Raw genomic sequence first — 21,167 nt, forward strand, 5'->3', positions numbered from 1 at the left:
GTTGATACCTGCAGTCCTTTTTTTTTTGCCTCGAACTACCGCTCAATCCTGCGCCGTCACCATCCCCATCGCCGGATCGCTAACCGTATGCCTGCCGTTCTCCACCCGCCCCGCAAAGCGGCGATAGAACGCCGGGTCGCTGTCGCACGTCACCGCGAAGTCATACCACTGCCCGCTTTCCTCCAGCGACCAATGCACGGACTTGCTGTCATTGGCGCCGACAGTGACCGGCCACGGGCCATCGGTTCGGTACGCGAGCGCCTGGATGCTGAAGTGGCAGGCCTTGCGGCCGGCGTTGATCAGGTCGACATAGACGTCGCCATTGGCAATGTCGTAGCAGACGCGGATCTCCGGTGCGATACCGGTGTCGCCGATGCGGTTGGTATCGCCGCGGAAATGGCGGTGGAAGCCGTTGGGGCCCAGTACCCACAGGTCGTATTGCCCGGCGTTGTCCTGGAACACGTTCCAGGTGTCGCTCAGGGACTTGCGGGCTTCCACGACATAGCGGCGCGGAATGCGGCCCAGCTGGTGGCGGTCGTAGACGTGGAACACCGCGGCTTGCGTGCCGGTGTTGGCGAATACCAGTTCGACCTGCCCCACGGCGCTGCAGCGCGCGCTGGTGTGCAGCTCGTACGGCAGCGCGCGTGACGGGCGGGTGCCGGTGGCTTGCAGCGGCAATTGCATGTCGACCGGCAGCGGCACCGCGGGCAGTGCCTGCTGGGCCTGGCGCAGCTGGTCGGCGCCGCTGCGCGTGGTGCGGCCACTCAGCGTGGGCAGGGCTTCCGAGTTGGGCGTCTTGAAGTTGAACGCGCTGGTCAGGTCGCCGCAGACGGCACGGCGGAACGGGCTGATGTTGGGTTCGGCCACGCCGAACCGCGCTTCCAGGAAGCGCAGCACGGAGGTGTGGTCGAACACCTGGGAATTGATCCAGCCGCCGCGGCTCCACGGCGAGATCGCGTAAAGCGGCACGCGCGGCCCGGGACCGTAGACGCGGCCGTCAGCAGCGGGCTGGGTCCGGCTGCCCGGTGGCGCCGGATGGTTGAAGTATTCGGCCTGCATCTCGGCATCGCTCAGCGTCGCCTTGCCGGCCAGCGTCTTGTCGGGGTTCACCGACGGCGCCGAGGGGGAAGGGACGTGGTCGAAGTAGCCGTCGTTCTCGTCGAAGTTGACCAGCAGCACGGTCTTGCTCCAGACCTCGGGCACGGCGGTCAGCGCGTCCAGCACTTCCTGCAGGAACCACGCGCCCTGAACCGGGCTGGACGGGCCGGGATGCTCGCAGTAGATCGACGGTGCATTGATCCACGATACCTGCGGCAGCCTGCCTTCCTTGATGTCGCGGCGGAAGGCGTCGAGGTATTCCTCGGGTCTGGTGCCGGGCAGGGTGTTGGCCACGCCCTTGTACAGCGGATTGGCGGCATTGTCGGTGGCCGCATCGTAGGCGTGGTACGGCAGTGGCTGGCCGGTGTTGGCATAGGGCGCGCCCGGCGCGCCGCCGCTGGATACCGGAAAGCCCGAGGCCAGGTTGGCCTTGCGGAACTGCTGGAACGCGCCCAGCATGTTGTCGCCCCATTCGTCCGGCATGTTCTGGTAGCAGATCCAGCTGATGCCGGCTGCTTCCAGCCGCTCGGCATAGGTCTTCCAGGTGTAGCCGGTGTTGGCCGAGGCGGGCAGGCCGTCGATCGCGTCCCACTCATTGTTGACGAAGGCGACGTTGGCTGCGGTCGGGCCGTTGGTGCCGGTCAGGTGGAATGAACGGTTCGCGTCAGTGCCCGTATGCATCGAGCAGTGGTACGCGTCGCACAGCGTAAACGCATTGGCCAGTGCGAACTGGAACGGGATCTCCTTCTCCTTGAAGTAGCCCATCGAGGTATTGGTCTTGTACGTCGGCCAACTGGCCATGCGGCCGTGGTCCCAGGCCTGCTGGCTGTCCACCCACGCATGCGGCGTGCCGGCCGCGCGCTGCGCGTTGTTGTTGGTGCCATCCAGGTGATACGGGGTCAGCACGGCGCCGTTGGAGCGCTGTTGCTGCCATACCTTGCGCGCATTGGGCAGCGGGATGGTGAAGCGGTCGCCGAACCCGCGCACACCCTTGAGCGTGCCGAAGTAGTGGTCGAAGGAACGGTTCTCCTGCATCAGGATCACCACATGCTCGACATCCTTGATGGTGCCGGTGGCATTGTTGGCCGGGATGGCCAGGGCCTTGCGGATGCTGGGCGGGAACGCGGCCAGTGCGGCGGCGGCGAAGCCGGTGCCGGCTGCGGCTTGCAGGAAGTTGCGGCGAGAGACCATGGTCTTGTCGGATGGCGTCGGGACTTGCGTTGTCAGGGGGCGCAGCGGATCACGGGGTCGGGCCGCCGGTCCGGCTTCTTGCCCGGCTGTTCCGGTTGTGCGTTCGGCGTGACAGTCGCACTCGGCGACAGGTTGCCGCCGCCGTCATCGCCACCGCATGCGGTGAGCAATGCCGCCGCGATCAGGGTCGCGGCCAGGGTTCTTGGAAGTTTGCAGGGGAGCATCGGGTTCGCCTGGCTGGGTGGGTGTGGCGGCTGCTGGGAGCCGGAGCCAGGCGAGTGTAGGAAGGCGGGGTGACGTGTCGATGACAGAATGTCCAACGCCGATCGGTGCCGTCCGTCGGGCGGACGGCAGGCAGGATGGCTACTTCCAGAAGCCCGCGTGCGGTGCCGCGGCTTCGTCCTCGAGCACCGGCCCGACCACATCCACCTGGCGCTGCCCGCGCGCGAACACTTCGCGGCAAGGCAGCGAGAGGGTGGGGTTCTCCGGGTGGTCGCCGGTCAGGCCCAGCAGCTTGTGTTCTGACAGCGCATAGACCACGCGCCCGATGCCGGTCCAGTAGATCGCGCCGGCGCACATGCAGCACGGCTCCGCGCTGGTGTAGAGGGTGCAGTCGGCCAGTTGCTCCGGCGGCAGCGCACGCGCGGCCTGCGCGGCGGCGACCAGTTCGGCGTGCTGGGTCGGGTCGCCCTCCGGCGGCATCGAGTTGTTGCCGGCGCTGGCGATGATATTGCCGGCCTGGTCGGCCACCAGCGCGGCGAACGGATGGCGGCCGCGAGCCCTGGATGCATCGGACAGCGCGATCGACTGGCGCAGCAGTTCCAGGTCGAGCGGCGACAGTTCAGCGCCGGACGGGTTTGTGATTCGGGTCATGCTTGGGGTCTCCGGTTGGGGAAAGGGATCAGGGCGTGCTGCAGGCCGAAGCTCGCCAGCTGGCGCAGCGGCAGGATTTCATCGACCGGGTGTACCGGTGTCGGGGTCTTCATGGGCTTGTCTCCTTTTTCGATGGAAGCCGCTTCCGCCTCTGGCAGGGCGGATTGGGCAGCGCCGGCCGGGATTGCCGGGATTTGTGATCCCTCGGCCGTTGCGGCATCATCTCCGCAACTTCATCGGTACAACAAATCAATACCTATCGATCCAGTCGATGGGTCGCGGGAGGGTGGCCATGCGTTTTTCGCTGGACCAGTTGCAGGTATTCGCACTGGTGGTTGAGACAGGCTCCTTTTCCGCTGCCGCGCGGCGCCTGGGCAAGACCCAGTCCACGGTCAGTGCGGCGGTGGCCAACCTGGAGATCGACCTCGGCGTGCCGCTGTTCGACCGCAGCAGCCGCAATCCGGCGCTGACCGGGGCCGGCCGCAAGCTGCTGACCGAGGCCGAAGCCGTGCTGGAGCGTTGCCTGTTGCTGCAGGCCCATGCCGCCAGCCTGGCCGATGCCAACCCGCCCGGGCTGACGCTGGCGATCGAAATCCCGTACCACGCGGTGATGCCGGTGCTGGCCGAATTCGAGCGGGAGTTTCCGTATGTCGACCTGACCATTCGCAATCCGGTCTACGGCGATGTCAGCGAACTGGTGCTGCAGGGCGAGGCCGAGCTCGGCATCGCCTTCGCGCAGCCGCACTACGCGCCGGAACTCGCCTTCGTGCAGTTGGGCAAGCTGATCATGGTGCATGTGGTGCACCCGGGACACCCGCTGGCCGGGCGCGAACAGGTCTCGTTTGCCGACCTGCACGCCTATCGGCGCCTGGCCTTCAGCGTGCATGCCGACAAGCTGCCCACCAGCGAATACCTGCGCGCGGCGCGGGTGTGGCGCGCCGAAAGCTACCTGGCGCTGGTCGAAATGGTGAAAAGCGGGCTGGGCTGGGCCACACTGCCGCGGCAACTGGTGCGCGCGGCGCTGGAGCGCGGCGAACTGGTGGAACTGGACCTGGCGGCCTATCCGTACACGGACTGGCTGGTCAGCGTCGACCTGATCTGGGCGAAGTCGGGCCGGCCGCAGGGCCGGGCCGAGCAGTGGCTACGGCAGCGCTTCCGGGAAAACATGGTGTTCGAGGTCGACCGGCGCGGGCAGCGGACCACCCGCTGAGGGCGCGGCGATGGACTATGGTAGTCATCGCGCGTTTGATCCGATTCGCACGATTCAATCTGACCAGGAGTGAAGCCCATGTCCTATATCGACGGATTTGTACTGGCCGTTCCCCAGGCCACTCGCGAGACCTATCGCCAGGTGGCGCAGAAGGCAGCCGCGGTGTTCAAGGAGCACGGCGCGCTGAAGGTGGTGGAATGCTGGGGTGACGATGTGCCGGAAGGCAAGGTCACGTCCTTTACGATGGCGGTGCAGCGCAAGGAGGATGAGGCGGTGGTGTTCTCGTGGATCCTGTGGCCGTCACGCGAGAAGCGCGACACTGGCATGAAGGCGGCGATGGCCGACCCGCGCCTGAAGGAAGGCATGGATCCGATGCCGTTCGACGGCCAGCGGATGATCTTTGGCGGCTTCGAGGTGATTGTCGACGAGTGAGCGCGCCGGGCGCCGGCGTGGCAGCGCCGGCGCGCAGCAAGCGAGTTCAGATCAGGTGGAAGACCATGCCCAGGGCAATCGCGCCACCCAGGGTTTCCACTGCTGCGAGGGCGAGAAGGTTCTTCAGTACGAAAGCGTCTTCTTTCTTCGTCACCATGGTCTGTCTCCCGGTCATTGGACTTGTTCTGAGGCACCATCGGCTGCGGCGATCCGGCGTTTGCGGTGCCAGGCCGTCGATGTGAGTCCAGTAGACCGCATCCGGACGTTGGCCGGAAGCTGGCGAAAACCCGCTCGGCGAAAACCCGGATTCCTTCAGGAATGTGACAGGGCCATGATTGACAGGCTTCGCAGGGCGCGTTTGCGGCCTGCCGGCAACGCGGCATGGCAATGGCCCACATTTGGGGGATGTCCGCCGTGGCGCGATGCGCCAGGATCAAGGCGTGGGTGGTCGAGCAGATTGCCCCGCTACCATTTGAGCCCCGCTGCCTCCCCGGCATGCGGGGCTTTTCTACATGGGCCGCGGGCGCCTCAGCGCGCCTGCAGGATGGTTTCGATGCGGGCGGCGGCCTCGCGCAGCGGCCCCAGGAAGCGCGTCTCCAGCTGGGCCTGGTCGCGGCTGCCCAGCACCATGCTGAAGCCCAGCCCGGCCACCGCCTTGCCGGCCTGGTCGCGCAACGGCACCGAGATCCCGGCGTAGCCGTCCACCAGCTCGCTCACCAGCACACAGTAGCCGTCGGTGCGCACCTGCCGCAGCGTGCGCGCCAGCGCCGTGCGCGAGCTGACCGTGAACGGCGTCAGCTTGCGCAGCGTGGCGCCTGCCAGGTAGGCCTCGAGCGCGTCATCGTCCAGGCCGGCCAGCAGCACGCGGCCAAGCGAATGCGCATAGGCCGGCATGCGCCGTCCCAGCGCCATGTCCACGCGCAGCAGCTGGCGCGGCTCCTCGCGCGCCACCAGCACCACGGATTCCGCATCGAGCACGCCCACCGAGCAGCTTTCGCCCAGGGACTCGCACAGCCCCTGCAGGTAGGGCCGCGCCACCTGCGGCAGGCTCATCGAGGCAAAGTAGGCATAGCCGAGCTCTATCACCCGCGGCGTCAGCGCAAAGTGGCGGCCGTCCTGCGCCACGTAGCCGTTGTGCTCCAGGGTCAGCAGCAGCCGGCGCGCGGCGGCGCGGGTCACGTCGAGCTGCTCGGCGACGTCCTGCATGGTCAGGCGTTCCGCGCCGCCGGCGAACAGGCGCAGCAGCGCCAGGCCCTTGCTCAGCGATTCCAGCAGTTCGTCTTTCTTGGCGGCTTCGGCTTGCGGCATTTCGGCTTAATACGGGGAAATGAAGGGGAGATCATATGGTTCTCCATGCCGCGCCGGACTTGCGCCAGCGGCCGGCATGTCCGTATGATAGCGTTTTCCGAACAAATGTTCGCAAAACAAAATTCACGGAAAAACGTGCCGCCACCGATGCGGGACGGCACAACGAAACCGGAGACAGCAATGAAGGTGATCACCGCACGCGAAGCGGCGGCACTGGTGCAGGACGGCTGGACCGTGGCCAGCGCGGGCTTTGTCGGCGCCGGCCATGCCGAGGCCGTGACCGAGGCGCTGGAGCAGCGCTTCCTGCAGAGCGGGCTGCCGCGCGACCTGACGCTGGTGTACTCGGCCGGGCAGGGCGACCGCGGCGCGCGCGGCGTGAACCACTTCGGCAATGCCGGCATGACCGCCAGCATCGTCGGCGGCCACTGGCGCTCGGCCACGCGGCTGGCCACGCTGGCCATGGCCGAGCAGTGCGAGGGCTACAACCTGCCGCAGGGCGTGCTGACGCACCTATACCGCGCCATCGCCGGCGGCAAGCCCGGCGTGATGACCAAGATCGGCCTGCACACCTTCGTCGACCCGCGCACCGCGCAGGATGCGCGCTACCACGGCGGCGCCGTCAACGAGCGCGCGCGCCAGGCCATTGCCGAGGGCAAGGCATGCTGGGTCGATGCGGTCGACTTCCGCGGCGACGAATACCTGTTCTACCCGAGCTTCCCGATCCACTGCGCGCTGATCCGCTGCACCGCGGCCGACGCCCGCGGCAACCTCAGCACCCATCGCGAAGCCTTCCACCATGAGCTGCTGGCGATGGCGCAGGCGGCCCACAACTCGGGCGGCATCGTGATCGCGCAGGTGGAAAGCCTGGTCGACCACCACGAGATCCTGCAGGCCATCCACGTGCCCGGCATCCTGGTCGACTACGTGGTGGTCTGCGACAACCCCGCCAACCACCAGATGACGTTTGCCGAATCCTACAACCCGGCCTACGTGACGCCATGGCAGGGCGAGGCAGCAGTGGCCGAAGCGGAAGCGGCGCCGGTGGCTGCCGGCCCGCTCGACGCGCGCACCATCGTGCAGCGCCGTGCGGTGATGGAACTGGCGCGCCGTGCGCCGCGCGTGGTCAACCTGGGCGTGGGCATGCCGGCAGCGGTCGGCATGCTGGCGCACCAGGCCGGGCTGGACGGCTTCACGCTGACCGTCGAGGCCGGCCCCATCGGCGGCACGCCCGCGGATGGCCTCAGCTTCGGTGCCTCGGCCTACCCGGAGGCGGTGGTGGATCAGCCCGCGCAGTTCGATTTCTACGAGGGCGGCGGCATCGACCTGGCCATCCTCGGCCTGGCCGAGCTGGATGGCCACGGCAACGTCAATGTCAGCAAGTTCGGCGAAGGCGAGGGCGCATCGATTGCCGGCGTCGGCGGCTTTATCAACATCACGCAGAGCGCGCGCGCGGTGGTGTTCATGGGCACGCTGACGGCGGGCGGGCTGGAAGTCCGCGCCGGCGACGGCGGCCTGCAGATCGTGCGCGAAGGCCGCGTGAAGAAGATCGTGCCTGAGGTGTCGCACCTGAGCTTCAACGGGCCCTATGTGGCGTCGCTCGGCATCCCGGTGCTGTACATCACCGAGCGCGCGGTGTTCGAGATGCGCGCTGGCGCAGACGGCGAAGCCCGCCTCACGCTGGTCGAGATCGCCCCCGGCGTGGACCTGCAGCGCGACGTGCTCGACCAGTGCTCGACGCCCATCGCCGTTGCGCAGGACCTGCGCGAAATGGATGCGCGGCTGTTCCAGGCCGGGCCCCTGCACCTGTAATCCTGTCATTCGCGGCCGGCCGGGCAAGCACCGCCGCCATATGCATCAGTCAGACGGGCCGGCCATGACCGGTTCGCGAGGAGGCTCGCCACGATCTGTCATGACATTACTGAACCGCTGTCGCTTCATCCCGGCGCGGCACTGAGCCGCGCTCAGGCGGGCTGCTGCCCTTGCGCCTGGCTGGCCGGCAGCGCCGGCAAGGGCAGCGCCGGCTGGCAGGCGGCCGCGGCCAGGCCAAGGAACTGGCTGGAGGTGCGCAGGAACTGCTGGCAGGTCTGGCGGAAAAGCTCGAAGTCCATGTAGGTCTCGGTGAGTTGGGGTGGCGCGGTCCGGCCGTGGCCGCCGCGCCGCCGGCATCTTGCGTGGTGGATATGACAGTTTCTTGAAATCCCGCCAGCCTGTGCCGCCATCTGTCGCGCCAGTCGCACGGCGCTGCCAGAATGCCCACTGTGCTGGCAGAGGTGCTAAAATGTAAGTCTTTGATTCTCTTGGCCAAATGCTGCAGCCAGCATGGCCGTGCCGGAACCCTCCCGGCGCCAGGCGAGAGTCAGGGCGAGATGAGTTCCAGACGCGTATCCGTTTGTGCCGGGTTCGCCTCCCGCCAGACACCGATACCCATGACCACTACGAACGCACCAGAAGCCACTACCGCGGGGCAGACCGCCGTGCAGACATTCGACAGCTTTGGCCTGGACGCGCGCATCCTGCGCGCCTTGTCCGAGCAGGGCTACACCACGCCCACCCCGATCCAGGCACAGGCCATCCCGGTCGTGCTGATAGGCAAGGACATGATGGGCGCCGCGCAGACCGGCACCGGCAAGACCGCGGGCTTCGCGCTGCCGATCATCCAGCGCCTGCTGCCGCTGGCCAATGCCAGCGCCTCGCCGGCGCGCCACCCGGTGCGCGCGCTGATGCTGACCCCCACGCGCGAACTGGCCGACCAGGTCTATGACAACGTCGCGCGCTACGCCAAGCACACCGACCTGCGCAGCACCGTGGTGTTCGGCGGCGTCGACATGAACCCGCAGACCGACGCCCTGCGCCGCGGCGTGGAGATCCTGGTGGCAACGCCCGGCCGCCTGCTGGACCACGTGCAGCAGAAGTCGGTCAACCTGTCGCAGGTGCAGATGCTGGTGCTGGACGAAGCCGACCGCATGCTCGACATGGGCTTCCTGCCGGACCTGCAGCGCATCATCAACCTGCTGCCGGCGCATCGCCAGACGCTGCTGTTCTCGGCTACGTTCTCGCCGGAAATCAAGCGGCTTGCCTCCAGCTACCTGAAGCACCCGGTCACGATCGAAGTGGCACGCAGCAACTCGACCAACGAGAACGTGCGCCAGATGGTGTACCTGGTCGAAGACGGCCACAAGCAGGCGGCGGTCGTGCACCTGCTCAAGCAGCGCGCCGAGCAGGGGCTGTCGCGCCAGTGCATCGTCTTCGTCAACAGCAAGATCGGCTGCTCGCGCCTGGCGCGCCATTTGGAGCGCGAGGGCATCAACGCCGCCGCCATCCACGGCGACAAGACCCAGACCGAGCGCATGCAGACGCTGGAAGGGTTCAAGAGCGGCACCATCGACGCGCTGGTCGCCACCGACGTGGCCGCGCGCGGGCTGGATATTCCCGACATGCCGTGCGTGGTCAACTTCGACGTGCCGTACAGTGCCGAAGACTATGTGCACCGCATCGGCCGTACCGGCCGGGCCGGCGCCAGCGGCGATGCGCTGTCGATCTACGTGCCGGGCAATGACGAGCGCCTGCTGTCCGATATCGAGAAGCTGATCAAGCGCAGCATCCCGCGCGGCAAGCTGGAAGGCTTCGACCCGACCGGCGAGCGCGCCCGCCAGGGCGATACCGAGCGCCGCCGCGAGCGTAGCGACGTGCGTCGCGCGCGCGGCAACGGCGAGGGCGAAGAGCGTCCGCGCCGCCACGAGCACAGCGCCAACCGCCAGGTGTTCCGTGCCTCGGATGATCCGTTCTTCTCGCGCCCGTACGAGCCCAGCGCCGCCAGCGTCGCCCAGGCCAAGGCGGCCGATGAAGTGGCTGCCGCGCTGAGCCGCGGCCGCCAGGCGCCCAAGCGGCCGGTGGCTGCCCTGCTGGGCGGCGTGCCGCGCAAGTCCTGATCTGATCCTGCCGTAGCTGAAAATGGCCCGCCTGCGCGGGCCATTTGCTTTTGGGGGGGCGCTATCCGTGCGGGGGTCGCGGCAGATCGGCCAGCAACTGGCGCCACCCGTCGGTGGCGCGCGCAAGCCAGTCCTTCACATTTTCCGCGCGGTTCGACAGCCCCAGGTGAGTGCCGGCTTCGCGCAGCGCGTCCAGCGGTGCGGTGGTGTCGATTGCCTGCGCACCGCTTTGCTTGCTCAGCTTCTCGCCGGTTTCGTTGACCACCACTGGCACGTGCAGGTACGCCGGCGTGGGCAGGCCCAGCAGGTGCTGCAGGTGGATCTGGCGCGGCGTGGAGTCGAGCAGGTCGGCGCCGCGCACGATATGCGTGATGCCCTGCAAGCCGTCATCCACCACTACCGCCAGTTGATACGCCCACAGCCCGTCCGCGCGGCGCAGCACGAAGTCGCCCAGCTCGGTTTCCAGGTCCTGGCACTGGCGGCCCTGCCAGCGGTCGTCGAAGCACAGGGTGGCGGCCGGGCCGTCCGGCACGCGCACGCGCCAGGCGCGCGGCAGCTTGCCGTTCAGGCCGTGGCGGCAGGTGCCGGGATAGCCCAGGGTCTGGTGCCGCTCGCGCACGTGCACCAGTGAGTCGGCGATCTCCTTGCGCGAACAGCCGCACGGGTAGAGCTGCCCGGCGGCGTCGAGGCGGCGCAGCGCATCGGCATAGAACGGCTCACGCCGGCTCTGCCATACCGGCGGCTCGTCCGGCGCCATGCCCAGGCGTTCCAGCGTGAGCAGGATGTCGTCGTCCGCGCCGCGCACGCAGCGCGGCATGTCGATGTCCTCGATGCGCACCAGCCACTGGCCGCCGTGCGCGCGCGCGTCCAGCCAGCTCGCCAGCGCGGTGACCAGCGAGCCCATATGCAGCGGCCCGGTGGGCGAGGGGGCGAAGCGGCCGCGATAGCCGGTCGCGGCAACCGTCGTTGCTGCCGTCGTTGCTGTCACTGCCATGAGACCTGCCCTCAGCCGGCGAAGTCGGGTTGCTGCAGCAGTGCCTGCGCCAGGCGCGGGTCTTCCAGCTTGCTGGCCCACCACTGCAGCGCCTTGCCGCGGTTGCTGGTGCGCCAGGCTACCTTGAAGTTGCCGGGCGCGCGCACCTCGACGGTCTCGCGCGCCTGCAGCACGCCGCTTTCGATATGGGGTTGCGCCATCGGCGCCGGCAGCCAGCCGCAGCCCAGCCCACGGATCTGTGCCTCGAGCTTGTCGCGCATGGTGGGCACCACCAGCACGTCTTGCCCGGCCAGCACGCCATGGGTACGCGCCGGCAGGTTGCGCGAGGTGTCGCCCACCGCGACGATGCGGTGCCTGGCGATCTGGATGGTGGTGAGCGGGCCTTCCTCGGTGGCCAGCGGATGGTGCGCGGCAACCGCGAACACGAACGGCATCGAGCCCAGTGGCCGGATCTGGAAGCCCTGCGTGCTGGGCGCATCGTAGGCGCCGCCGATCACCAGGTCGGCGCGGTTGTTGACCAGCGCATCCCAGGCGCCGCCCAGCACTTCCTTGGAAAAGCGCAGCCGGGTGGCGGTGTTCTCGGCGTAGAAGTCGTGGATCACCGGCAGCAGCGCGCGGAAGTTGATCAGGTCGTCGACCACGATGGTGAGGGTAGCCTCCCAGCCGGTGGCCAGGCGCTTGACGCGCCGTGCCAGGTCATCGGCGGCATGCAGCAGGTGGCGGCCCTCATCGAGCAGGGCGCGTCCGGCCGGCGTCAGCTCGGCGCGGTGGCGGCGCCGGTCGAACAGCAGCACGTCCAGGTCTTCTTCCAGCTTGCGCACCACGTAGGTCAGCGCGGAAGGGACCTTGCCCATCTCGTGGGCGGCGGCGGCAAAGCTGCCCTTGCGTTCGATGGCGTCGAGGACTTCGAGGGATTCTAGCGAGAGGGCCATGTTCAGAAATTCTGAATGACTGCTTCTAAGTCGATCCCCGTAAATATACGCCTCAAGCCCTAAACTTCCTAGCATCAAAGCGAAAACGTATGCCGCGACACGGTTACCAAGCCAGTGCTTGCGGGCAAACAGGCTCAAGGAGGGCCATCAAAATGATTGAAATCAGAAAGTCTGCAGAGCGTGGTTACGCCGATCATGGCTGGCTGAAGTCCTTTCATTCGTTCTCGTTCGCCGACTACTATGACCCGCGGCATGTGCAGTTTGGGCCACTGCGAGTGATCAACGAGGACCGCGTCGCGCCGGGCATGGGCTTTGGCACGCACGGCCACCGCGACATGGAGATCATCAGCTACGTGCTTGAGGGCGAACTGGCCCACAAGGACAGCATCGGCAACGGCAGCGTGATCCGCCCTGGCGATGTGCAGCGCATGAGCGCCGGCACCGGCGTGCGCCATTCGGAGTACAACCACGCCGCGCACGACACCACCCACTTCCTGCAGATCTGGATCATGCCGGCCGAGAACGGCATCGAGCCCGGCTACGAGGAAAAGCATTTCGACGCAGCCGACAAGCGTGGCCAGCTGCGCCTGGTGGCCAGCGCCGATGGTGCCGAGGGCTCGGTGGTGGTCCACCAGGACGTGCGCCTGTACGCCGGCCTGTTCGATGGCGACGAGGCTGCCACGCTGGCGCTTGCGCCGGGCCGCCGCGCCTATATCCACGTGGCGCGCGGTCGGGTGACGGTCAACGGCAAGGCGCTTGAAGCCGGCGACGCGGCGAAGCTGGAAGCCGAGGGCGAGGTCGCGCTGTCCGGCGGCGATGGCGCCGAAGTGCTGGTGTTCGACCTGCCCTGAGCATCGTTCATTGCCGCATGCGAGAGCCCGCCTTCGGCGGGCTTTTGCTTTTTGCATTGCGCGCCGGGCTCCGGCAGGTACCGCTGTGCTATCTTCTCGCTATGCATTGCGCCTGCGCCGGCACATCGCCGGCAAGCCCGGAAGGGCCAGGCGTGCCCTTGGAACACCCCGTACCAAGATGACCTTTGTTTCCATTCTCCTGGCGCTGATCGCTGAACAATTCCGCGCCCTGGGCCGCAACAACCCGATCCACGAGATCGTGCGCGCACTCGGCGACCGCGCGGAACACGCCTTCGACACCGGCCGCCCGCGCGATGCCGCGCTGGCCTGGCTGACCGTGGTCCTGCCGCTGACCCTGGCGGTGATCGTGGTGCACTACCTGCTGGCCTCGATCAGCGTGGCGCTGACGCTCGCCTGGAATGTGCTGGTGCTGTACATGACGCTGGGCTTTCGTCAGTTCAGCCACTACTTCACCGACATCCACGAGGCCCTCAACCGCGATGACGTCCATACCGCGCGCACGCTGCTGCACGAGTGGACCGGCCTGGACACCGTCGAGATGCCGGTCTCCGAGATCGTGCGGCACACGCTGGAGGCGGCCATCATCGCCGTGCACCGGCATGTGTTTGGCGTGTTCTTCTGGTTCCTGGTGCCGGTCGGCCCCGGCGGGGTGGTGCTGTACCGCACCGCCGAATACCTGAGCCGCCACTGGAACCAGCCCTCGACCGAGCGCAGCCCCGCGCTGGGCCGCTTTGCGGCGCGCGCCTTCTATTTGCTGGACTGGATTCCGTCGCGGCTGACGGCGATCGGCTTTGCCATCGTCGGCAACTTCGAGGACGCGGTCTACGCCTGGCGCAACCATGCGCGCAAGTGGAACGATGCCGTCAACGGCATCCTGCTTGCCAGTGGGGGCGGGGCGCTGGGCGTGCGCCTGGGCACGCCGCTGGCCGAGGATGATTCCACCGTGGTGCTGCGCGCCAGCGTGGCTGGCCCGGCCGTGGACTATGCGCCCGGCATGGAAGAGGAAAACGGCGGCCCGGAACCGGTGCCGCCCGAATTCGGCACCGAGCCCGGCGTGCGCACGCTGCAGTCGGCCGTGGGCCTGGTATGGCGCGCGGTGGTGCTGTGGATGCTGCTGCTGGCGATGCTGTCGCTGGCGCTCTGGGTCGGCTGACCAGCGTTAAAAAGGGGGCGGCGCGCTAGTCGCGGGCCGCGCCGCAGCGCCAGCAGGCCCCGAACTGGGCCTCGTGCCACTCCAGGCAGTGGCGGCATTGCCAGCTCGGCCCCGGCGCCGGGTTGGCGGCGGCATTGAGCACCGCCCACGCCTGCGCTTCCATCTCGTCATCGACCAGCCACACCTGTGGCGCACTCTCCCGGAACGGGATCTCGCCGGTCGCGCCGGCCAGCCAGGTATTGCGCAATTCCGCCCGGATGCCGGCCGCCCGCAGGACGTTCCGGCAATGGGCTGCATGGACGAGGGAAGTGGCGGACAGCAGCAGTTTCATGGCAGCGCACCGGGTAACCCAGGTGCGCTTACCTTACCACGGCTTCTGCTGGTTGGATTCGTGCAGCAACTGCATGTAGAGCTGGTGGCGGCGCTCGGAGATCGCTCCCGAGGCGACCGCGGCCAGCACGCCGCAGCCGGGCTCGTTGACGTGGTGGCAGTTGTAGAAGCGGCACCCGGTCAGCAGCGGGCGGAACTCCGGGAAGGCGCGCTCCAGCATGCCCTCGCTCAGGTGGTACAGGCCGAATTCCTGGAAGCCCGGCGAATCGATCAGCGCACCCTGATGGCCGTCCACGGTGCCCCATTCGGCCGGCAGGTGATAGAGCCGCGTGAAGGTGGTGGTGTGCTTGCCGGAGTCGAGCTTGGCCGAGATCTCGCGGGTCTGCGCATCCACGCCCGGGATCAGCAGGTTCAGCAGCGACGACTTGCCCATGCCCGATTGCCCGATCAGGATGCTGGCCAGCCCCGCCAGGCGCGGCTTGAGCGCGGCCAGCGCCTGCGCCGGGTCGGCGCGCACCGACAGCTCCAGCGTGTCGTAGCCCAGCCCGCGGTACAGCGCCAGGCGCCCTCGCGCTTCTTCGAGCCGGTCGGGCAGGTCGGTCTTGTTGAGCACGATCAGCGGCCGGATCTCCATGGCCTCGGCCGACACCAGTGCGCGGCCGAGCAGGTCTTCGGAGAAGCCCGGCTCGGTTGCCAGCACGATCACGACCTGGTCGATATTGGCGGCCAGCAGCTTGGACTTGAACTGGTCGGAGCGGTGCAGCAGGTTCTTGCGCGGCGAGGCCGCGGTGATCACGCACTGGTCGGCGGCGGCGCGTTCCACGCTGACATGGTCGCCCACCGCGCAGTCGCTCTTCTTGCCGCGCGGGAAGGCATGCATGCGCGTGCCGTCGCCCAGCTCGACCACGTAGTGGCGGCCATGGGCGGCGATGATCAGCGCGGATTCGGTGGCCGTGCCGGCATGGCTGCCGCCGCCGGCGTTGCGGTGACGCGTGGCGCGGCTCATGCGTGCGCCAGCAGGCGGTCGATCCGCTGCGCGGCGGGCGGATGCGAGTAGTAGAAGGCGCTGTAGAGCGGATCCGGCGTCAGCGTCGAGGCGTTGTCCTTGTACAGCTTCACCAGCGCCGACACCAGGTTGCCGGCATCGGTCTGGTCGGCGGCAAAGGCGTCGGCCTCGAACTCATGGCGGCGCGACGACAGGCTCGACAGCGGCCCCAGCAGGAAGGTGAACACCGGCAGCGCCAGGAAGAACAGCACCAGCGCCAGCGCGTTGTTGGACACGCCCAGGTTGGGCACCACGCCCAGCCCGGTGTAGAACCAGCTGCGCGTGGCCAGCCAGCCCAGCAGCGCCAGGAACACCAGGCTCAGCGCAAAGGTGACGACGATGCGCTTGGTCACGTGGCGGCGCTTGAAGTGGCCCAGCTCATGTGCCAGCACCGCCTCGATCTCGTCGCCCGACAGGCGCTCCAGCAGCGTGTCGAAGAAGACAATGCGCTTGGCCGCGCCGAAGCCGGTGAAATACGCATTGCCGTGGGCGCTGCGCTTGCTGCCGTCCATCACGAACAGGCCCTTGCTGGCAAAGCCGCAGCGCTTCATCAGGGCCTCGATGCGCTGGCGCAGCGATTCGTCGGTGAGCGGCTCGAACTTGTTGAACAGCGGTGCGATAAAGGTCGGGAACACCACCAGCAGGAACAGGTTGAAGGCCATCCACACCAGCCAGGTCCAGACCCACCACAGCGAGCCGGCGCGCTCCATCAGCCACAGCACCGCCAGCAGCAGCGGCAGGCCCAGCGCGCAGGCCACCACCAGCATCTTGGCCATGTCGGCCAGCCACAGGCCGAACGTCATCTTGTTGAAGCCGAAGCGCTGCTCGATGCCGAACTGGCCGTACAGCGAGAACGGCAGGTCCACCAGCCCGCCGATCAGCGCCACGCTGGCCACCAGCGCCACGCCATAGGCATAGCCTGGGCCGAAAGTGTCCAGCCAGGACTGGTTGAGCCACTGCAGCCCGCCCAGCATGGTGAAGCCGATCAGCACCGCGGCCCCGGCCAGCACCTCGAGCATCGACAGCCGGGTGCGGGCGATGGTGTAGTCCGCGGCCTTCTGGTGCGAGGCCAGGCTGATGGTGTCGGCAAAGCGCGGCGGCACCGCATTGCGGTGCTGCGCCACATGCCGGACCTGGCGGGCGGCCAGCCAGAGCCTGGTCAGCACCATCAGCACCAGGGCGGCGAGAAAGACAATCGTGAACATCGGCAAGAGCCTTGTTGTGGGTGCGGGCGCCCCGCATTGTGCGCGGCGGGCGTCCGTTGGAACCGCCGAGCCCCGGGGTGGGGCAGGCGGTGGTCCGGGATATCCGGAAAACACCCCGGCGCTGGTGCGCAAACGGCCATTCCGGACGGATATGCGAGAATTATAAATTGTTCGCGCCCGCCCCCGCCGCGGCCGCTTCCCTGAAATCCCTATCTTCCGCAGTCCCGATGACAAGCCAAGCCACCGCCAAATCCGTCAAAAGCGAAAACAACCTGATCTGGCTGGACATGGAAATGACCGGCCTGCAGCCGGATACCGATCGCATCATCGAAATCGCGATCGTCGTTACCGACTCCGAACTCAATATCCTGGCGGAAGGCCCGGTGCTGGTGATCCACCAGAGCGACGCCGTGCTCGATGGCATGGACAACTGGAACAAGGGCACCCACGGCCGCTCGGGCCTGATCGACAAGGTCAAGGCATCGACCCTGACCGAAGAGCAGGCCGAGGCCGAGCTGCTGGCCTTCCTCAAGCGCTGGGTGCCGGCCAGCAAGTCGCCGATGTGCGGCAACTCGATCTGCCAGGACCGCCGCTTCATGGCGCGCTACATGCCCAAGCTGGAGGCCTTCTTCCACTACCGCAACCTGGACGTGTCCACGCTGAAGGAGCTGTGCAAGCGCTGGGAGCCGGCCATCCACAAGGGCTTTATCAAGCGCCAGCTGCATACGGCGCTGGCCGACATCCTGGAATCGGTCGAAGAACTGCGCTACTACCGCACGCACTTTATCCGGCACACCGCGCCGGGCGCCGCACCGGCAGCGGACGCGCCGGCCGCCGGCACGCCCGCGCAATAAGCGGGGCCGGCTGCTCCCGGAACAACAACCCACTGCAAGCGACGGGCCGCCCGCACGGGGCGGCCGCCGCCGGGGCGCGTCCCGCCCGCCTGCCCATGCTTGAGCGCATCGTCTCCATCATCACGCCGGTCATCCTGATCATCCTGGTCGGGTGGCTGTACGGGCGCAAGGCCCATCCGGACATGGCCGGCATCAACCGCGCCACGCTGGACGTGATCGCACCGCTGCTGGTGGTGTCGGCCTTCGTCAGCAAGGATTTCGTGCTGGCCGACCAGCTGGTGCTGCTGGGCTGCGCGGTGGCGGTGGTGCTGGGCTCCGGCGTGCTGGCGTGGGCGCTGGCGCGGCTGCTGAAGGCCGATCCGCGCACCTTCGTGCCGCCGATGATGTTCAACAACTGCGGCAACATGGGGCTGCCGCTGTCGGTATTTGCCTTCGGTCCGGCGGGGCTGGCGCCGGCGGTGGCGCTGTTCGCGGCATCGAACCTGATGCACTTCACCATCGGCATGAAGATCGTCAACCGCCATGCGTCGATGGCGCAGATCGCGCGCAACCCCATGGTGCTGGCCACCGTGGCGGGCGTGGCGCTGGCGCTGGCGCGGCCATGGTTCACGCTGCCGGACCCGGTATACCAGTCGGTCAAGCTGCTGGGCGACGCCACCGTGCCGCTGATGCTGTTTGCGCTGGGCGTGCGCATGAAGGACGTGAGCCTGCGCAACTGGGGCATGGGCCTGGTCGGCGCCGCGGCCTGCCCGCTGACGGGAATCGCGGTGGCGCTGCTGCTGGCGCAGTGGGTGCCGCTGACCGAATTGCAGCGCGGCCTGCTCTTTGTGTTTGCCGCGCTGCCGCCGGCGGTGCTGAACTTCCTGGTGGCGGACCATTTCCGGCAGGAGCCGGACCAGGTGGCGTCGATCGTGCTGCTGGGCAACATCGCCGCGGTGGTGTTCGTGCCGGTGGGGTTGTATCTGGGCTTGCGCTGAGGCGCGGGGAAGGGGAGCCCGCAGGCGCGCGCCTGCGGGGATTGGCGATTACGCCGCGGGCTTGGCCCGCACGGCGTTCTTCGGGCGCCAGGCCTTGACCACGGCCTCATCGGTTTCCATGTAGGGGCCGCCGATCAGGTCGATGCAATACGGCACCGCAGCAAAGATCCCTTGCGCCACGGCCTTGCCATCGGCATCGCGCAGGCCCTCCAGGGTCTCGCGGATGGCGCGCGGCTGGCCGGGCAGGTTGACGATCAGCGCGGCGCGGCTGGCGGTCTCGCGGATCACCGCCACCTGGCGCGACAGGATCGCGGTCGGCACGAAATGCAGGCTGACCTGGCGCATCTGCTCGCCGAAGCCGGGCATTTCCTTGGTGCCCACGGCCAGCGTGGCCTCGGGCGTCACGTCGCGGCGCGCCGGGCCGGTGCCGCCGGTGGTCAGCACCAGGTCGCAGCCGGCCACGTCGACCAGGTCGATCAGGGTGCGCGAGATCTGCGCCTGCTCGTCCGGGATCAGCCGCTCCACCGCCTGCCAGGGCGTGGTCAGCGTGCGCCCGAACCACTCGCGCAGCGCCGGGATGCCTTCGTCCTGGTAGGTGCCGGCCGAGGCGCGGTCCGAGATCGAAACGAAGCCGACAACGAGTTCATCGGGATGGTTGCGGACTACCGGCTGCGTGGTCTGGGTCATGCCTCGGGCTCCGGGGTAGGGGGTTGGTCCGCGGCGGCGCCGGCCTTGCCGTCCTTCGCATCCAGCGCCGTCTTGATCGCCTGGAACAGCTCGCGGAAATAGCGCGGCGGCTTGCCTTGCTCCTTTTCCTTGCGCGCGTTGCGGATGGTATTGCGCAGCGCCTGCACGTCGATGCCGGGGTGCTCGGCGAGGAAGCGCGTCAGCGCCGCGTCGTCGGCCAGCAGCAGCTCGCGCCAGCGCTCGATCAGGTGCATGCGGGCGGTTTCGGCCTTGCTGGTGCCCTTGAAGCCCTCCAGCGCTTGCCGGATCACCTCGACCTCTTCGTCGTCGAGGCCGCGCATGATCTTGCCCACGAACTGCATCTGGCGGCGCTTGCCCTCGTGGCTGTTGATGCGGCGGGCCTGGTGGATGGCGTCGGCGAGCGCTTCGGGCATGGGCACGCGCGCCAGGCGGTCCTTGGCCAGGGCTTCGAGCTCGGCGCCAAGGTCCTGCAGGGCGGTCATTTCGCGCTTGCGCTGCGACTTGCTTTTCGGTTCGTCGTCTTCCGGTTCGGGCGCAAAGCCTCCGGGAAAGCGCGAGCCATTCGGATTACGGGAATTTCGCGTCATGCCCGGCATTTTATCTTGCTATGATTGCCGCTTGGACTTTTGATGACACCCGCCCAGCATGGACCAGATCGCAGAACAGACCGCGCACTTCACCTACACCCAGGCCCAGCTCAGCGAGATGGCCGCCGATGTGCTGCGCGTTGCACGCGAACTTGGGGCGACCGACGCCGCCACCGAGATCTCCGAAGGCAGCGGCCTGTCGGTATCGGTACGCAAGGGGCAGGTGGAAACCATCGAGCAGAACCGCGACAAGGTGGTCGGGGTCACGGTCATGATCGGCAAGCGCCGCGGCAATGCCAGCACCTCGGACTTCTCGCCGGCCGCGCTGCGCGCCACTGCCGAGGCCGCCTACAACATCGCCCGCTTCACGGCCGAGGACGATTGCGCCGGCCTGGCCGAGGAAGAACTGCTGGAACGCGCGCCGCAGGACCTGGAACTGTTCCACCCGTGGGCGCTGGACGCCGAGCGCGCCATCGACATTGCCACCCGCGCCGAGGCCGCCGCCTTCGCGGTGTCGCCGCGCATCCGCAACAGCGACGGCGCCAGCGTGTCGGCGCAGCATTCGCAGTTCGTGCTGGCGACCACGCGCGGCTTCTCGGGCGGCTACCCGTATTCGCGCCATTTCATCTCGTGCGCGCCGATCGCCGGCAGCGGCAGCGGCATGCAGCGCGATGACTGGTACTCGTCCAAGCGCTCGCCGCTGGCGCTGGCCGCGCCCGAGGACATCGGCCGCTACGCCGCCGAGCGCGCGCTGGCGCGGCTGCAGGCGCGCCAGCTATCCACGCGCCGCTGCCCGGTGCTGTTCGAGGCGCCGCTTGCCGCGGGGCTGCTGGGCGCCTTCGTGCAGGCGGTGTCGGGCGGCGCGCTGTACCGCAAATCCACGTTCCTGTGCGATTCGCTGGGCCAGGCCGTGTTTGCGCCGCATATCCAGATCCATGAGCAGCCGCACACCCCCGGCGCCATGGGCAGCGCCCCGTTCGACGAGGAAGGCGTGCGCACCCGTGCCCGCGACGTGGTCCGCGACGGCGTGGTGCAGGGCTATTTCCTGTCGACCTATTCCGCGCGCAAGCTCGGCATGCAGACCACCGGCAACGCCGGCGGCTCGCACAACCTGACACTGACCAGCTCGCTGACCGAGCCCGGCGACGACTTCCCGGCGATGCTGCGCAAGCTCGGCACCGGCCTGCTGGTGACCGAGCTGATGGGGCAGGGCGTCAACTACGTGACCGGCGACTATTCGCGCGGCGCCTCGGGCTACTGGGTCGAGAACGGCGTGATCCAGTACCCGGTGGAGGAAATCACCATCGCCGGCAATATGGCCGAGATGTTCCAGCAGATCGTCGCCATCGGCGCGGACTCGCTGGTGCGCGGCACCAAGGAAACCGGCTCGATCCTGCTCGAGCAGATGACGATTGCCGGCACCTGAGCGGCGCGCGCCACCCAATAAAAAAGCAGGCCTGACGGCCTGC

Annotated in this window: 20 protein-coding genes; 9 read left to right on the top strand and 11 right to left on the bottom strand. The window is 68.0% G+C overall.

Annotated elements, in window-relative coordinates; translation table 11 throughout:
* Positions 1-42 precede the first annotated feature (42 nt).
* Positions 43-2,289, bottom strand: a complete 2,247-nt coding sequence (locus C265_RS05105; protein ID WP_010813632.1) for a phosphocholine-specific phospholipase C — start codon at positions 2,287-2,289, stop codon at positions 43-45.
* Positions 2,290-2,652: 363 nt separating this feature from the next.
* Entirely contained in the window at positions 2,653-3,162 is a 510-nt protein-coding gene (locus tag C265_RS05110) for a nucleoside deaminase (protein WP_010813631.1), read from the bottom strand.
* A 292-nt stretch (positions 3,163-3,454) separates the two neighbouring features.
* Here C265_RS05110 and C265_RS05115 point away from each other — a divergent pair, with 292 nt between their 5' ends.
* Both C265_RS05115 and C265_RS05120 read left to right on the top strand, forming a co-directional pair.
* Entirely contained in the window at positions 3,455-4,372 is a 918-nt protein-coding gene (locus tag C265_RS05115; protein WP_010813629.1) for a LysR family transcriptional regulator, read from the top strand.
* A gap of 78 nt (positions 4,373-4,450) precedes the next feature.
* Positions 4,451-4,804, top strand: coding sequence for a DUF1428 domain-containing protein (locus C265_RS05120; protein WP_010813628.1), 354 nt, complete (start codon positions 4,451-4,453; stop codon positions 4,802-4,804).
* A 528-nt stretch (positions 4,805-5,332) separates the two neighbouring features.
* Here C265_RS05120 and C265_RS05125 read toward each other — a convergent pair.
* The gene (locus C265_RS05125) at positions 5,333-6,112 is read right to left on the bottom strand and encodes an IclR family transcriptional regulator C-terminal domain-containing protein (RefSeq protein WP_010813626.1); all 780 of its coding nucleotides are present in this window, start codon (positions 6,110-6,112) and stop codon (positions 5,333-5,335) included.
* Between the two features lie 180 nt (positions 6,113-6,292).
* On the opposite strand from C265_RS05125, the gene C265_RS05130 reads away from it, so the two are divergent.
* Positions 6,293-7,921 (top strand): acyl CoA:acetate/3-ketoacid CoA transferase, encoded by a 1,629-nt coding sequence (locus C265_RS05130; protein ID WP_010813625.1) that lies wholly within the window; start codon positions 6,293-6,295, stop codon positions 7,919-7,921.
* Positions 7,922-8,073: 152 nt separating this feature from the next.
* On the opposite strand, the gene C265_RS32465 is transcribed toward C265_RS05130, so the two are convergent.
* Positions 8,074-8,220 (bottom strand): hypothetical protein, encoded by a 147-nt coding sequence (locus tag C265_RS32465; protein ID WP_010813624.1) that lies wholly within the window; start codon positions 8,218-8,220, stop codon positions 8,074-8,076.
* Between the two features lie 318 nt (positions 8,221-8,538).
* Here C265_RS32465 and C265_RS05135 point away from each other — a divergent pair, with 318 nt between their 5' ends.
* Complete coding sequence (locus C265_RS05135) at positions 8,539-10,041, top strand: DEAD/DEAH box helicase (RefSeq protein ID WP_176844223.1); 1,503 nt, start codon at positions 8,539-8,541, stop codon at positions 10,039-10,041.
* Positions 10,042-10,102: 61 nt separating this feature from the next.
* Here the strand turns inward: C265_RS05135 and gluQRS are convergent, their stop codons facing one another.
* A complete protein-coding gene (gene gluQRS, locus C265_RS05140) occupies positions 10,103-11,035 on the bottom strand; it encodes a tRNA glutamyl-Q(34) synthetase GluQRS (protein ID WP_010813622.1) in 933 nt (310 codons plus the stop codon).
* An 11-nt stretch (positions 11,036-11,046) separates the two neighbouring features.
* The gene (locus C265_RS05145; RefSeq protein WP_010813621.1) at positions 11,047-11,967 is read right to left on the bottom strand and encodes a LysR family transcriptional regulator; all 921 of its coding nucleotides are present in this window, start codon (positions 11,965-11,967) and stop codon (positions 11,047-11,049) included.
* Positions 11,968-12,119: 152 nt separating this feature from the next.
* Between C265_RS05145 and C265_RS05150 the strand changes: the two genes are divergently transcribed.
* Together C265_RS05150 and C265_RS05155 are read left to right on the top strand one after the other, a co-directional pair.
* Positions 12,120-12,818: a pirin family protein gene (locus C265_RS05150; protein WP_010813620.1), complete on the top strand. Its 699-nt coding sequence runs from the start codon at positions 12,120-12,122 to the stop codon at positions 12,816-12,818.
* A 178-nt stretch (positions 12,819-12,996) separates the two neighbouring features.
* Positions 12,997-13,992 carry a CobD/CbiB family protein gene (locus tag C265_RS05155; protein ID WP_010813619.1) on the top strand — a complete coding sequence of 332 codons (996 nt, stop codon included), beginning with the start codon at positions 12,997-12,999 and terminating at the stop codon, positions 13,990-13,992.
* 25 nt (positions 13,993-14,017) lie between these two features.
* Here the strand turns inward: C265_RS05155 and C265_RS05160 are convergent, their stop codons facing one another.
* From C265_RS05160 to C265_RS05170, 3 genes are read right to left on the bottom strand one after another with little or no spacing between them, the layout of a single operon-like run.
* Positions 14,018-14,323, bottom strand: a complete 306-nt coding sequence (locus tag C265_RS05160; RefSeq protein WP_010813618.1) for a putative signal transducing protein — start codon at positions 14,321-14,323, stop codon at positions 14,018-14,020.
* A 33-nt stretch (positions 14,324-14,356) separates the two neighbouring features.
* Complete coding sequence (gene rsgA, locus C265_RS05165; RefSeq protein ID WP_010813617.1) at positions 14,357-15,328, bottom strand: ribosome small subunit-dependent GTPase A; 972 nt, start codon at positions 15,326-15,328, stop codon at positions 14,357-14,359.
* Complete coding sequence (locus C265_RS05170; protein ID WP_010813616.1) at positions 15,325-16,572, bottom strand: M48 family metallopeptidase; 1,248 nt, start codon at positions 16,570-16,572, stop codon at positions 15,325-15,327. Before C265_RS05170 ends, rsgA begins: the two co-directional genes overlap by 4 nt.
* Before the next feature lie 227 nt (positions 16,573-16,799).
* Between C265_RS05170 and orn the strand changes: the two genes are divergently transcribed.
* Both orn and C265_RS05180 read left to right on the top strand, forming a co-directional pair.
* Positions 16,800-17,426, top strand: coding sequence for an oligoribonuclease (gene orn, locus C265_RS05175; RefSeq protein ID WP_010813615.1), 627 nt, complete (start codon positions 16,800-16,802; stop codon positions 17,424-17,426).
* 95 nt (positions 17,427-17,521) lie between these two features.
* Entirely contained in the window at positions 17,522-18,403 is an 882-nt protein-coding gene (locus C265_RS05180; RefSeq protein WP_010813614.1) for an AEC family transporter, read from the top strand.
* Between the two features lie 48 nt (positions 18,404-18,451).
* Here C265_RS05180 and mog read toward each other — a convergent pair whose 3' ends face one another.
* Together mog and yjgA are read right to left on the bottom strand one after the other, a co-directional pair.
* Positions 18,452-19,090, bottom strand: a complete 639-nt coding sequence (gene mog / locus C265_RS05185; RefSeq protein ID WP_010813613.1) for a molybdopterin adenylyltransferase — start codon at positions 19,088-19,090, stop codon at positions 18,452-18,454.
* Complete coding sequence (gene yjgA / locus C265_RS05190) at positions 19,087-19,707, bottom strand: ribosome biogenesis factor YjgA (protein ID WP_010813612.1); 621 nt, start codon at positions 19,705-19,707, stop codon at positions 19,087-19,089. The genes mog and yjgA overlap by 4 nt, the downstream gene beginning before the upstream one ends.
* Positions 19,708-19,756: 49 nt before the next feature.
* On the opposite strand from yjgA, the gene pmbA reads away from it, so the two are divergent.
* Positions 19,757-21,124: a metalloprotease PmbA gene (gene pmbA, locus C265_RS05195; protein ID WP_010813611.1), complete on the top strand. Its 1,368-nt coding sequence runs from the start codon at positions 19,757-19,759 to the stop codon at positions 21,122-21,124.
* Positions 21,125-21,167 lie beyond the last annotated feature (43 nt).

Source organism: Cupriavidus sp. GA3-3 (genome assembly GCF_000389805.1).
GTDB lineage: Bacteria > Pseudomonadota > Gammaproteobacteria > Burkholderiales > Burkholderiaceae > Cupriavidus > Cupriavidus necator_D.

Bases quoted from the DNA above. Each gene is read 5' to 3' on its own strand.
- C265_RS05105 (WP_010813632.1), bottom strand. From the start codon at position 2,289: ATGGTCTCTCGCCGCAACTTCCTGCAAGCCGCAGCCGGCACCGGCTTC.
- C265_RS05110 (WP_010813631.1), bottom strand. From the start codon at position 3,162: ATGACCCGAATCACAAACCCGTCCGGCGCTGAACTGTCGCCGCTCGAC.
- C265_RS05115 (WP_010813629.1), top strand. From the start codon at position 3,455: ATGCGTTTTTCGCTGGACCAGTTGCAGGTATTCGCACTGGTGGTTGAG.
- C265_RS05120 (WP_010813628.1), top strand. From the start codon at position 4,451: ATGTCCTATATCGACGGATTTGTACTGGCCGTTCCCCAGGCCACTCGC.
- C265_RS05125 (WP_010813626.1), bottom strand. From the start codon at position 6,112: ATGCCGCAAGCCGAAGCCGCCAAGAAAGACGAACTGCTGGAATCGCTG.
- C265_RS05130 (WP_010813625.1), top strand. From the start codon at position 6,293: ATGAAGGTGATCACCGCACGCGAAGCGGCGGCACTGGTGCAGGACGGC.
- C265_RS32465 (WP_010813624.1), bottom strand. From the start codon at position 8,220: ATGGACTTCGAGCTTTTCCGCCAGACCTGCCAGCAGTTCCTGCGCACC.
- C265_RS05135 (WP_176844223.1), top strand. From the start codon at position 8,539: ATGACCACTACGAACGCACCAGAAGCCACTACCGCGGGGCAGACCGCC.
- gluQRS (WP_010813622.1), bottom strand. From the start codon at position 11,035: ATGGCAGTGACAGCAACGACGGCAGCAACGACGGTTGCCGCGACCGGC.
- C265_RS05145 (WP_010813621.1), bottom strand. From the start codon at position 11,967: ATGGCCCTCTCGCTAGAATCCCTCGAAGTCCTCGACGCCATCGAACGC.
- C265_RS05150 (WP_010813620.1), top strand. From the start codon at position 12,120: ATGATTGAAATCAGAAAGTCTGCAGAGCGTGGTTACGCCGATCATGGC.
- C265_RS05155 (WP_010813619.1), top strand. From the start codon at position 12,997: ATGACCTTTGTTTCCATTCTCCTGGCGCTGATCGCTGAACAATTCCGC.
- C265_RS05160 (WP_010813618.1), bottom strand. From the start codon at position 14,323: ATGAAACTGCTGCTGTCCGCCACTTCCCTCGTCCATGCAGCCCATTGC.
- rsgA (WP_010813617.1), bottom strand. From the start codon at position 15,328: ATGAGCCGCGCCACGCGTCACCGCAACGCCGGCGGCGGCAGCCATGCC.
- C265_RS05170 (WP_010813616.1), bottom strand. From the start codon at position 16,572: ATGTTCACGATTGTCTTTCTCGCCGCCCTGGTGCTGATGGTGCTGACC.
- orn (WP_010813615.1), top strand. From the start codon at position 16,800: ATGACAAGCCAAGCCACCGCCAAATCCGTCAAAAGCGAAAACAACCTG.
- C265_RS05180 (WP_010813614.1), top strand. From the start codon at position 17,522: ATGCTTGAGCGCATCGTCTCCATCATCACGCCGGTCATCCTGATCATC.
- mog (WP_010813613.1), bottom strand. From the start codon at position 19,090: ATGACCCAGACCACGCAGCCGGTAGTCCGCAACCATCCCGATGAACTC.
- yjgA (WP_010813612.1), bottom strand. From the start codon at position 19,707: ATGCCGGGCATGACGCGAAATTCCCGTAATCCGAATGGCTCGCGCTTT.
- pmbA (WP_010813611.1), top strand. From the start codon at position 19,757: ATGGACCAGATCGCAGAACAGACCGCGCACTTCACCTACACCCAGGCC.